General features: G+C 55.6%; 12 protein-coding genes and 1 riboswitch. Of the genes, 11 read left to right on the forward strand and 1 reads right to left on the reverse strand.

Features of this window, described 5'->3' with window-relative positions; genetic code table 11:
* From M3223_RS08210 to scpB, 11 genes are all read left to right on the forward strand, one after another.
* Positions 1–657 carry a stage V sporulation protein AA gene (locus tag M3223_RS08210; RefSeq protein ID WP_251560785.1) on the forward strand — a complete coding sequence of 219 codons (657 nt, stop codon included), beginning with the start codon at positions 1–3 and terminating at the stop codon, positions 655–657.
* On the forward strand, positions 650–1,078 hold the full coding sequence (locus M3223_RS08215; RefSeq protein WP_251560786.1) for a stage V sporulation protein AB: 429 nt from the start codon (positions 650–652) through the stop codon (positions 1,076–1,078). The genes M3223_RS08210 and M3223_RS08215 overlap by 8 nt, the downstream gene beginning before the upstream one ends.
* Before the next feature lie 820 nt (positions 1,079–1,898).
* Positions 1,899–3,632 (forward strand): spore germination protein, encoded by a 1,734-nt coding sequence (locus tag M3223_RS08220; protein WP_435368004.1) that lies wholly within the window; start codon positions 1,899–1,901, stop codon positions 3,630–3,632.
* Positions 3,633–3,780: 148 nt separating this feature from the next.
* On the forward strand, positions 3,781–5,112 hold the full coding sequence (gene lysA, locus M3223_RS08225) for a diaminopimelate decarboxylase (RefSeq protein WP_251560787.1): 1,332 nt from the start codon (positions 3,781–3,783) through the stop codon (positions 5,110–5,112).
* Between the two features lie 113 nt (positions 5,113–5,225).
* Positions 5,226–5,657 (forward strand): peptidylprolyl isomerase, encoded by a 432-nt coding sequence (locus M3223_RS08230; RefSeq protein ID WP_251560788.1) that lies wholly within the window; start codon positions 5,226–5,228, stop codon positions 5,655–5,657.
* A gap of 70 nt (positions 5,658–5,727) precedes the next feature.
* Positions 5,728–5,934: riboswitch (FMN riboswitch) on the forward strand.
* 231 nt (positions 5,935–6,165) lie between these two features.
* Complete coding sequence (gene ribD, locus M3223_RS08235; RefSeq protein ID WP_435368005.1) at positions 6,166–7,275, forward strand: bifunctional diaminohydroxyphosphoribosylaminopyrimidine deaminase/5-amino-6-(5-phosphoribosylamino)uracil reductase RibD; 1,110 nt, start codon at positions 6,166–6,168, stop codon at positions 7,273–7,275.
* 1 nt (position 7,276) lies between these two features.
* Positions 7,277–7,957, forward strand: a complete 681-nt coding sequence (gene ribE, locus M3223_RS08240) for a riboflavin synthase (protein ID WP_251560790.1) — start codon at positions 7,277–7,279, stop codon at positions 7,955–7,957.
* A 15-nt stretch (positions 7,958–7,972) separates the two neighbouring features.
* Positions 7,973–9,205 carry a bifunctional 3,4-dihydroxy-2-butanone-4-phosphate synthase/GTP cyclohydrolase II gene (locus M3223_RS08245; protein WP_251560791.1) on the forward strand — a complete coding sequence of 411 codons (1,233 nt, stop codon included), beginning with the start codon at positions 7,973–7,975 and terminating at the stop codon, positions 9,203–9,205.
* A 37-nt stretch (positions 9,206–9,242) separates the two neighbouring features.
* Complete coding sequence (gene ribH, locus M3223_RS08250; protein WP_251560792.1) at positions 9,243–9,713, forward strand: 6,7-dimethyl-8-ribityllumazine synthase; 471 nt, start codon at positions 9,243–9,245, stop codon at positions 9,711–9,713.
* Positions 9,714–9,749: 36 nt separating this feature from the next.
* Positions 9,750–10,532 (forward strand): segregation and condensation protein A, encoded by a 783-nt coding sequence (locus tag M3223_RS08255; RefSeq protein ID WP_251560793.1) that lies wholly within the window; start codon positions 9,750–9,752, stop codon positions 10,530–10,532.
* Positions 10,504–11,100: an SMC-Scp complex subunit ScpB gene (scpB, locus tag M3223_RS08260; RefSeq protein ID WP_285891201.1), complete on the forward strand. Its 597-nt coding sequence runs from the start codon at positions 10,504–10,506 to the stop codon at positions 11,098–11,100. The genes M3223_RS08255 and scpB overlap by 29 nt, the downstream gene beginning before the upstream one ends.
* Positions 11,101–11,176: 76 nt before the next feature.
* Here scpB and M3223_RS08265 read toward each other — a convergent pair whose 3' ends face one another.
* Positions 11,177–12,085: a LysR family transcriptional regulator gene (locus tag M3223_RS08265; protein ID WP_251560795.1), complete on the reverse strand. Its 909-nt coding sequence runs from the start codon at positions 12,083–12,085 to the stop codon at positions 11,177–11,179.
* Between the last annotated feature and the right edge of the window lie 43 nt (positions 12,086–12,128).

Genomic DNA, 12,128 nt, shown 5'->3' on the forward strand with positions numbered 1-12,128 from the left:
ATGCCGCGCAGAGGACATCATTCCGGGGGGCGCACCGTTTACCTGAGGATGAAAAAGCGAATTTCCTGTCCGCCGGGCGGCACGGTGCTGCTCGGCTCGGTCGCCAGGCTGCTTGCTGAAGAAGGGCTGACGGAGCAGCTAAGGCGCATCCCGCTTTATACCCACCGGCCGGAAGACGGCAACCGCGTCGTAATCGATGTGCTGCAGATTATAAAGGCGCTGCGCGAAACGGCCCCCGATGCCGACGTGGAAACGTATGGAGACCCGCAGGTGCTGATCATGGTGGAAACGCAGGACTCCAGATCCCCGCGCATGGCGGTGCTGGCAGGCGCATGGCTGCTGTTATTTTTCGGAGCGGGCCTTGCGATTATGAATTTTCACACGGATGTGAGCATGAAGGAGGTTCATCAACGGCTGGCGCTGCTGCTTACCGGGAAGGAGTCGCTCCATCCGCTTTGGTTCCAGATTCCTTATTCCATCGGAGTAGGCCTCGGTATGGTGCTGTTCTTCAACCATCTGTTCCGCAAAAAGCTGAACGAGGAGCCTAACCCCTTGGAGCTTGAAATGTACAACTATCAGGAAAATATTAATGCGTACGTCATTTCCGATGAAATGCGCAAAAAAGCCAGCCGCGTAGAGGGGCAGGAGCATGACTGATTTACTGGCGGGATTGTTTATGGCGTTGCTTGGTCTAGCCGGCGGGGTAGCGGTTGGCAGCGGCATGGTAGCGCTGCTGATCGTGTTTGATCTTATTCCGCGGCTTGCCCAGCTGTCCCGGGCGTTCCGTTTGTCCGCCGTGTTTGAGTCAGCGGTTGTCGGCGGCTCCCTGTTTTGGACATGGGCGGACTTTTTTGAATGGAAGCTGTCATTACCGCCGCAGCTCGCGCTTCCTTTGCCGGGTCTGCTCTGCGGCATTTTCATCGGCATGCTGGCAGCTGCGCTTACTGAGGTTATGAACGTACTGCCGATTTTGGCCAAGCGTCTGCGGCTTACCGCTTATCTGGGAGCTTTAGTCATGGCGATGGTGCTGGGCAAAACGGTGGGCTCGCTGTTCGATTGGCTCGTTTATCAATGGTAACGCTTCTGGAAAAGTTCAAACCAAAGAGGGGTGATGCTGCGTGACGAAATGGCAGCGTGTAAGACGGATCGGCGAGGAGAACAAGGAAGAAGGATCGCCTGAACGGGAGCTTGACCGGGATGACGGTGAAACGGGCGACGGACAATGGGAAGGCCTGCTGGAAGAAGTCGACCGCCAGGATCAGGCTGAACGGATTCCGCAGCCGATTATAGCAAGGCGTTCCGACCGGGAAAGCTCTGACGGGCGAGAAGATTGGATGGAAGCTCTGCTGCTGGAAACAGCGGCCGATCCTGGTGAGCCGGAGGCAGCCAGAGAGCATTCAGCTGGCGAAGACGATTGGGTAGCGCTGCTGGATGAGGAAAAAGGGAAGCACAACGAGCGCCGGCTTGACACGGATCGCACGCAGGTGCGAGGACAAGAGACTCGGGAAAGCTCATTCGCTGTAAACGGCAAAGACCAGAACCGGTTTGACGATGGGCTGGACGAGCTTGCCGACGCGCTGCTGCAGGACGGAGACGGGGATGCGGAGCTGCGCGAGCGCCATGCGAAACCTGCCGAATTGGAAAAGGACCGGGATGAAGCGCCGCGCATGAGCGCCAATCCTGAGCATCTTCGAACGCATCCAGACGAGGCCGGCCGCAGCGGCAGGCGTGACAAGGATGCGAATCAAAGAGACAAAAGCGACCGCCGGGACGCTGCAGAACATGGCCGTGAGGAAGCCGAGATGCATGACCGGGACGCTGAGATGAAGCCCATGTCTGATCGGGAGCTTGCCCGTGAAGCGGGCATTGGCCACCGGGAAGGCGCGAAGCATATAAAAATGGAGCGGCGTGGCAAGGAATCGGAAGGACGCTCGCATCAAGCAAAGGGCGGGAGCGGTGAAGCAGCTTTAGACAGAGAAGAAGACCCGCGCCGCGGCGGGAAGGAGCTTCGTGCAGAGCGCAGCCCGGACCGCAAGGAAGAATCCGCTGAAGGATCGGGACGGAACCGAAATGCGCACCACGGTCATGATGACGGGGGGCGTGAAAAGCAGAAGAAGGCTGGAGATAAAGAGGGCGCTAATGCGGCCCCGGGGACGGACGGCGATATGGAGCCGATTCCGGAAGACATTGAAGCTGTTGTCGACCGGCTGAAGGAAGAGGTCGGCTACAAAACAAGCTTCGACGTCATCGTTCGCGAAATGACGCTTGGCGGCAGAAAAACCGCCTTTTTCATGCTAAACGGCTTGACGAACGGCCTAGTTATGACGGAGGTTTTGCAGCGGCTTACGTTTCTGCAATCAGACAGCATTACCACCGACGCGCTGGAATCGTTCATGAGGTTATATGTGCCGGCCGTTCAGGTGGAGCAAGAGGATGACTGGAACATGATGCTGACGGCCGTGTTGAGCGGCTCCACCGGCATGTTTATCGATGGCGAGCCGAGAATGCTCATCCTGGATGCAAAATCGTTCCCGATCCGCAGTCCGGAGGAGCCGTCGCTGGAGCGGGTCGTGCGCGGTTCCCGCGACGGCTTTGTCGAGACGCTGCTCATGAACGTATCGCTTGTGCGCCGCCGTTTGCGCGATCCTATGCTTCGTTACGAAATTTTGCGCGTCGGCGAGCGGACCCGCAGCGACGTCTGTATCGCTTATATTGACGATATCGTAGATAAAGAGCTGCTGGAGTCGATCCGCGATAAAATATCCGCCGTGCAGATTGACGGCCTGCCGCTTGCGGACAAACAGCTGGAGGAGGCGACCGTCAAACGGGGGTGGAACCCATACCCGATGGTTCGTTACTCGGAACGCCCCGATGTCGTCTCGGCGCATCTGCTGGAGGGCAGCGTAGCTGTATTTGTGGATACCTCGCCAAGCGTCATGATTTTGCCGACAACCTTTTTTGATCTGGTGCAGCATGCGGAGGAGAACCGGCAAACGCCGTTTATCGGCACCTATCTTCGCTGGATTCGTTTTATGGGCATATTGGGCTCGTTGTTCCTTGTGCCGGTTTGGCTGCTGTTTGCGATTAATCCCGGCATGCTGCCGCCGTCGCTGGCGTTCATCGGGCCCGACAAGTTCAGCAAAATTCCGCTGGTGTTTCAATTTCTGCTCGCGGAGGCCGGCATCGATCTGATGCGGATGGCCGCCATTCACACTCCGACGCCGCTGGCGCTTGCCATATCGCTCGTTTCGGCGATACTCGTCGGCGATATAGCGGTGCAGACGGGATTGTTCATTAACGAGGTTATTCTTTATATGGCCGTGGCGGCGGTCGGCATGTTCGCAACGCCGAGTTATGAGCTTAGTTTGGCAAACCGGATTGTAAGGCTGGCGCTGATCTGTCTCGTTTCACTGTTCCATGTGCCGGGTCTCGTCATCGGCTGGACAGCTGTGTTCATCATGCTCTGCATGCAGCGTTCGTTCAACCGGCCTTACCTGTGGCCGTTCATCCCGTTTGACCCGCGCGGCATGCTTAACATTTTGCTGCGGCTGCCGGTGATGAAAAACAAGACCCGCCCGAATCTGCTGAGGCCGCAGCAACAGAACAAAATGCCGCGCGGCGAACCGAACTAAGCCTCCTGGGCAACCCCTAATGTAAGAAATGCAAATGAAACGACACAAAATCCATTTCTCCTTTTGCCGGGGTTCGTTTATACTTATGTCATAATAGGACAAACGAACCCCTTTTTAGCTGTTGCCGGGGAGAAAGAGGTATGGATCAATGTATTTTCACGGAACCTCCAAAATTAACGACCAGGGCCGCTTAGAAATCGGCGGATGTGATACGAAGGATCTCGCCGAGCAGTTCGGCACCCCGCTGTACATCGTGGACGAGGCGCTTGTACGCCAGCGCGCCCGCGAGTATGTGGAAGCGTTCAAGGCTTCCGGCTTCCGTTTCCAGGTTGCATACGCCAGCAAGGCGTTCAGCACGGTGGCCATGTGCGCCATCGCCGAGCAGGAAGGCCTGTCCCTTGACGTCGTCAGCGACGGCGAGCTGCATACGGCTATGCAGGCCGGCTTCCCGGCTGAGCGCATCCACTTCCACGGCAACAACAAAACGCCTTTCGAAATCGAAATGGCGCTTGATGCCGGCATTGGCTGTTTTGTTGCCGACAATTTCTCCGAGCTGCAGCTGCTGAACGCAATTGCCGCTTCCAAAGGCCGCAAGGCTAATATTTTGCTGCGCATTACGCCTGGTGTAGAGGCTCATACGCATGATTACATCTCCACCGGCCAGCAGGATTCCAAATTCGGCTTTGACCTCGCGGGCGGAGCAGCATTCAAGGCGGTTGAGGAATCGCTTAAGCTGGACAATCTTGTTCTGCTTGGCGTTCACTCCCACATCGGCTCGCAAATTTTCGAGGTGGAAGGCTTCCGCATGGCTGCGGCTAAAGTCGCCGAGTTCGCGGTCGACGTCCGCAACAAGCTGGGACAGGTATTCCGCGTCATCAATCTTGGCGGAGGCTTCGGCATCCGTTACACGAGCGAGGACAGCCCGCTTCCGGTTAAGGAATATATCGGCGCTATTACCGACGCGATCCGCGTCAACTTTACGGATGCCGTTTACCCGCTGCCGGAAATTTGGGTTGAGCCGGGCCGCAGCATCGTCGGCGATGCCGGCACGACGCTGTACACGGTCGGCACCAACAAGGACATCCCCGGCGTTCGCAAATACATCGCAGTTGACGGCGGCATGACGGATAACCCGCGTCCTGCTCTTTACGAGTCCAAGTATGAAGCGGTTCTGGCGAACCGTGCGACTGAGCCGGCTGCCGAGACGGTTTCCGTAGCGGGCAAATGCTGCGAAAGCGGCGACATGCTGATCTGGGATCTGCAGCTTCCAAAGGCAGAAACCGGAGATCTGCTCGCTGTATTCTGCACGGGCGCATACAACTACGCTATGGCGTCCAACTATAACCGCATCCGTCGTCCGGCAGTTGTGCTGGTCAAGGACGGCCAAGCTGACATCGCCGTACAACGCGAGTCGCTGGAGGACATTTCGCGCAACGATCTGCTTCCTGAGCGTCTGCGCAAAGCACAAGTTCAATCTTAATCTGGTTGACGGCAGGTCTCCCCAAGGAGACCTGTTTTGCTTTGCGGCATAGACGTGTTGTATGATAAACTCCGTACATAGTTTTTAATTTCTGAATCAGGAGTGATGACCAAATGGCAAAACAAGCAAAAATTACGCTCGAAAACGGCGGAGAAGTCATTCTGGATCTGTTTGACCAGGATGCTCCCAATACGGTAGCCAACTTTGAGAAGCTGGCAAACGAGGGCTTTTACAACGGGCTGTCCTTCCATCGCGTCATTCCAGGCTTCGTCGCTCAAGGCGGCTGCCCGAACGGAACTGGCACAGGCGGTCCTGGCTACACGATCAACTGCGAGATTAACCCGAACAAACATGAGCGCGGTTCCCTCGCCATGGCGCATGCGGGTCGCAACACGGGCGGCAGCCAATTCTATATCTGCTATCAGCCGCAACCGCATCTGGACGGCCAACATACCGTTTTTGGCAAAGTGGTTAAAGGCATGGAGTACGTGGATGCTTTTAAAGGCCGCGACAAAATGTCCAAGGTCGAAATTACGGAAGCTTAATTCCGATCTTTTTAGTTGTCATTTGCGGCAACTGCTGCTATGATAAAAAGTAAGTAACCAAATAAAATATGCGAACCTTCGGGGCAGGGTGAAATTCCCAACCGGCGGTGATCCGGAGATTTCGCGGCAAGGGCACAAGTCCCGCTGCGAAGTTCCGGTCAGTCCGTGACCCGTACGCAAGCCAACGTTAACCTTTTGATAGGCAGAGTTGCTTGTGTCCGGTGGACCTGGTGAAATTCCGGGACCGACAGTATAGTCTGGATGGGAGAAGGAATCGCTGATATACAGCATTGCAAGGGACTGCTCTTGCTTATTCGAGTTGGCTTTTCCTTATGCTTGGGGAAGCTAGTTTGTTAAGCTTGGCTTATTTGCGCAACGTTCATTTGAATTCTGATGGCTTCTTTATTATTAGCTATCGTTTCTTTGGCGTATCGCTTCTAGTTTCCTGCGGCTTAATCGGCGCATCTAACCATCACCTCCGAAGCTATCGGGGGTGTTTTTTGTTGTGATAGAAACGATTGACGACCGCTATTACATGGACCTTGCGCTGGCGATGGCCCGTAAAACAGCCGGGCAGACGTCGGTTAATCCCGTTGTCGGCTGCGTCGTGGTCAAGGAGGGACGAATCGTCGGCATGGGTGCGCATCTGAAACGCGGCGAAGGGCACGCGGAGGTGCATGCTTTAACGATGGCCGGCGAAGAAGCGAGAGGCGCGACCGTATTTGTCACGCTGGAGCCTTGCAGCCACTATGGACGGACGCCTCCATGCAGCGAGCGAATTATCGCGTCAGGCGCTTCTAAGGTCGTTGTGGCGGCGCAGGATCCGAATCCGCTTGTTGCGGGCAGCGGAATCGCCAAGCTGCGGGCAGCTGGTCTCGAGGTCGTTACGGGCGTGTTAGCGGAGGAGTCCCATCGGCTGAATGAGGCGTTCAACAAATTCATTACCAAACGTCAGCCGTTTGTTACGATAAAAGCCGCTTCGACGTTGGATGGCCGCATCGCTTCGAAAACCGGCGACAGCCGCTGGGTGACCGGCCCGGAAGCTCGGCAAGCGGTGCATGCGCTGCGCCATCGTCATACGGGCATTATGATTGGCATCGGCACGGCGCTGGCCGACGACCCGTCGCTGACGACGAGACTGCCGGTTCCCGGCATTCATCCTGTGCGGATCGTAGCCGATTCGTCACTGCGTTTGCCGCTTGCATCCAAGCTCGTTCAAGACCGGACGGCACCGACGCTGGTGCTGGCTGCCGCCGATGCTCCGCTGGAGCGGGAAGCGGAGCTGCGGGCAGCCGGAGTTGAGGTGCTGCGCTGCGGCAGCGGCAGCAAGGTGGATCTTGCCGATGCAATGGGACAGCTCGCTGCTCGCGACATCGGCTCGATTTTGCTGGAGGGCGGCGGCAAGCTTAGCGGCTCCATGCTGGAAGCCGGACTGGTCGACCGAATCGCCCTGTTCATGGCGCCAAAAATTATCGGCGGGTATGAAGCGCCAGCCTCCTTTCAATTCTCGGGCTTTAGCCGGATGGCAGATGCAATTGAGCTGGAGGATGTAGAGCTGGAACGGTACGGCCGTGATTTTTGCATTAGCGGCAAGCCGGTTTTGAAAGGAGCGGACTGATATGTTTACAGGACTGGTAGAGGAAAAAGGGACGCTGCGCAGTGTGTCGCGCCGCGGCGAGGCGATGGTGCTGGGCATATCCGCTTCAAAAGTGCTGGAGGGAGCGGCGCTTGGCGACAGCATTGCAGTCAACGGCGTTTGCCTGACGGTAACCTCCTTTGACAGCCGCAGCTTCACCGTTGACGTGATGCCGGAAACGTTCCGCCATACGAATCTTGGCGAGCTGCCTCCAGGCAGTCCGGTCAATCTGGAGCGGGCCATGCGGGCCAACGGCCGGTTTGGCGGTCATATTGTGCAGGGGCATGTAGATGGAGTCGGAATTATAACAGACCGCCTGGCTCATGCAAATGCTGTCGCGTTTACAATCCGGCTGAAGGATGCAGCCAATCTCCGCTACATTATCCCGAGAGGCTCCATCACGCTTGATGGCATCAGCCTGACTGTGACGGAAACTTCCGGTGACCGCTTCACGGTGTCGATCATTCCGCACACGCTGGCTGAAACGGTGCTGCAGCACAAACAGCCTGGGGATACCGTCAATATCGAATGCGACGTGCTCGGCAAATACGTGGATCACTTGCTGAATTTCGCAAACGGAAGCCATGAAGCCGCTGGAGCTGGAGGCGGCCGATCAGCTGGCGGACTGAGCGCGGCATTTCTTGCGGAGAATGGATTTGCATAACAGGGAGGGATAGCGATGAGCCGCATAGACCATCAAGAGGGCAATACGCCTTTTAACACCATCGAGGAAGCTGTGCATGATCTGCTCGCCGGTAAACCGGTCATCGTCGTGGACGATGAGGACCGTGAAAACGAAGGCGATCTAATCGCTTTGGCCGACACGATAACTCCAGCCATTATTAATTTTATGATCACCGAGGCCAGAGGTCTTGTGTGCGTGCCGATTACGGCTGAACGGGCGAGAGAGCTGGATTTGCCGCCCATGGTGACGCGGAACACGGACTATCACGGCACGGCCTTTACGGTGTCGGTCGACCATATCAATACGACCACTGGCATATCCGCACATGAGCGCTCCGAAACGATCCGCGCGCTTGTAGACGGTACGGCCAAAGCGGATGACTTCCGGCGTCCCGGTCATATTTTCCCGCTGATCGCTAAAGACGGCGGCGTGCTGAGACGCGCCGGGCATACCGAGGCGGCAATCGATCTCGCTCATTTATGCGGCTCCAAGCCTGGCGCTGTTATTTGCGAGATTATTAAGGAAGACGGCACGATGGCGAGGCTGGCGGATCTGGCTGATTTTAAACAGAAGCATGATCTCAAGCTCATCACCATTCAGGAGCTGATACAATACCGCAACCGTCAGGAGCAGCTCGTAGAACGAGTGGTAGAAGTGAATATGCCGACGGATTTTGGCGTATTCCGCGCTGTCGCCTATACGAATGAGGTGGACGGCAAGGAGCATATCGCTATTGTCAAAGGTGAGATCGATTCCGAGAAACCGACGCTGGTGCGTGTGCATTCGGAATGCCTGACCGGCGACGTATTCCATTCTCGCCGCTGCGACTGCGGGCCGCAGCTCGCCGCCGCGCTGAAACAAATTGAACAGGCAGGCAGCGGGGTGCTGCTTTATATGCGCCAGGAAGGCCGGGGCATCGGGCTGATCAACAAGCTCAAGGCGTATCAGCTGCAGGAACAGGGGCTGGATACGGTTGAGGCTAACCTGAAGCTTGGTTTTGGCGCTGATCTGCGTGAATATGGCATTGGCGCGCAAATTTTACGAGATCTTGGCGTACGCCAAATGCGGCTGATGACGAACAATCCGCGCAAAATCCGCGGATTGGAAGGGTACGGTTTAAGCGTTGTTGAGCGTGTTCCGATTCAAATGGAGCGTAATGAAAGCAATACGGGTTACCTAAATACAAAAAAATCGAAGCTTGGCCATCTGTTGGAGTTTGAAATTTAAGCTGAATCAAATAGAATAGAAAGGTGTGTTTAAGAGAATGACGAAATATTATGAAGGACATCTGGTATCGCAAGGACTGAAATACGGGGTAGTGGTAGGGCGCTTCAACGAATTCATTACAGGCAAGCTGCTAAGCGGAGCGTTGAATGCGTTTAAGCGTCACGGCGCAGGCGATGACGAAGTTGAGGTAGCCTGGGTTCCGGGAGCGTTCGAGATTCCGCTTATCGCGCAAAAGATGGCTGAAAGCGGCAAGTATGACGCCGTTATTACGCTTGGCGCCGTAATTCGGGGATCAACTCCTCATTTTGACTATGTGTGCAGCGAGGTGGCTAAAGGTGTAGCCGCAATCAATCTCAAAACCGGCGTGCCGACGATTTTTGGCGTTCTGACGACTGACTCCATCGAGCAGGCCGTAGAGCGCGCGGGCACAAAAGCGGGCAACAAAGGCTGGGAAGCCGCAACCGCGGCGATTGAGATGGCGAACCTGACCCGCGTTATTCAAGGCTGATTCCGTCAGCCGGCTGCAAGGAAAGGGTGAAGCGGCATGACCGTTCTATACAAGCTGGAAGCATTCGAAGGGCCGCTGGATTTGCTGCTTCACTTGCTGGACAGAGAAGAAATCGACATCTACGACATTCCGATCAGCCGGATTACGGATCAGTACATGGAATACTTGCATGCGATGCAGGAGTTTGAGCTGGACATTACAAGCGAATTTCTCGTGATGGCGGCGACGCTGCTGGCGATTAAAAGCGGCCAGCTGCTTCCCCGTCCCCCTGTCGTGGAGGAATACGAGGAGTACTGGGATGACGGAGAGCTGTCGGATCCGCGGGACGAGCTGGTGCAGAAGCTCGTTGAATACCGTCGCTTCAAGCAGATTGCGGAGCATTTGCGCGACCGCGAAATGGCGCGGAGTCTTGTGTACAGCAAGGAGCCGGAGGACCTGACAGTCTATATGAAGGAAGACGACTCGCATCCGCTGGAAGGGCTGGATTTGGGCGACATTATGGCTGCCTTCCGGCGTGCTCTCAGCAAAGCGGCCAAACGGACGAGCTTTGCGAGGGTGCAGCGGGACGAAATTTCCGTCAAGGACCGTATTCGAGATATTTCGGAGCTGCTCCGCGAGCGGGATACCGTGCGCTTTTCCCGGCTTATCGGCGACTCCATGGAACGGCATGAGATCGTCGTCACCTTCCTGGCTATTTTGGAGCTGATGAAGATGAAGCAGGTCCGCGTATTCCAGAACAGTCTTTTTGATGACATCGTCATCCACTGGAGAGGGGAAACATCGGATCGTGATGGTTCAGCAGCTGAAATCGATTATTGAAGGTCTTCTGTTTATGGCGGGAGACGAAGGTCTGACGATCAAACAGATTGCCGAGATCGTAGAGATTGACAACCGGCTCTCGGAAGATATCGTTCGGGAGCTTAAAGCAGATATGGAGCAGAGCGGCCGGGGCATTCGCATCGCCGAAGTGGCGGGAGCGTTCCGGTTCACGACGCATCCGGATCATGCGGCTTATTTTGAGCGGATGGCGTATTCGCCCTCCCGTTCGTCGCTGTCCCAGGCGGCGCTGGAGACGCTCGCTATTATTGCTTACCGGCAGCCGATTACCCGGATTGAGATTGAGGAGATTCGGGGCGTCAAAAGCGAAAAGGCGATTCAGACGCTTGCTGCGAAGGATCTTGTAGAGGAGAAGGGCAGAGCCGAGCAAATTGGCCGCCCGATTCTTTACGGAACGACGCGCTCCTTTTTGGACCACTTTGAGCTTGGCTCGCTGGAAGCTTTGCCGGAGCCCTCGGCGCTTACGCCGGAGGCGGAGCTGGAGGAGCAGACGCAGCTGCTGTTCGGGCGGCTGGACGGCCGGGATATGGACTCAGGCAAAGAATCATAGGAACGGCATTTACCCAAGTCACCGCAATCAACGAATCAGGATCGACAAAGCATGCGCTTTGTTTATCCTGATTTTTTTATTGGTTTTTGGAGCCGGCAAGCGGAGAATGCATAGCAGTCCGCGCCATTTCAAGGAAAGCGTGGATGGCTGGAGAAATCCATTTCTTTTTGTGCCAGACCATCTGAACCGCAACGTTAAGCTCAGCTAATTCCAGAGGCAGCGCAATAAGCCGTCCCTGCTCCAGCTCGGAGGCAACGGCGATTTCCGGTAAAAAGGCGATTCCCATGCCGAGCATGGCGCATTGTTTGATCGCCTCGGCGCTGCTGAATTCCAGGTTGGTGACGTTGTCCGCGCCTTCCCGGATAATAAATCGGTCAAACATCGTCCGGTAGGTGCAGCCTTTTTCGTGAACGAGAAAAAACTCGCCGCTTAAATCGCCGGATTCAATGGAGCTTTGACCGGCCAGCCGATGGTTAGGCGCTGCCAGCATGCTGAATCGTTCTTCTCGTAAAGGCTCAACATGCAGCCCGGTTGATGCAATCGGCTCATCAAATATAAATATTACGTCCGTTACTCCATCATAAAGGGATTGTTTGAGCCCTTCATGAGTGGTGGGACGAAAAATAAGGCGCACATCGGGATACTGCTCGCGGAAACGCAGCATCACGGAGGGAAGCATATAGGTGCACATGATCTCATTAGCGCTTATCGTAATCGTACCGGCAATTTTTTCGCTAATTAAATCGTTCTTCGCCTCCTCCACATCGTTCAAAATCCTCTCGACATGCACATAAAACCGTTTACCGGCTTCCGTCAAGGCAATCTGCTTGTTCAAGCGGTCTACGAGTTTTACCCCAAGCTCATCTTCCAGGGATTGAATCTGCATCGAAACATTCGAAGGCACATAATTCAAAGCTGCAGCGGCCCGGCTGAAATTGAGCGTCAGCGCCACCATCCGGAAGGTGATCAGTTGGCGTAATTCCATTTTGCATCTTCCTCATCAATATTATTGAATTCAGCGATCATTT

This window comes from Paenibacillus pasadenensis, assembly GCF_023715725.1.
GTDB lineage: Bacteria > Bacillota > Bacilli > Paenibacillales > Paenibacillaceae > Paenibacillus_O > Paenibacillus_O pasadenensis_A.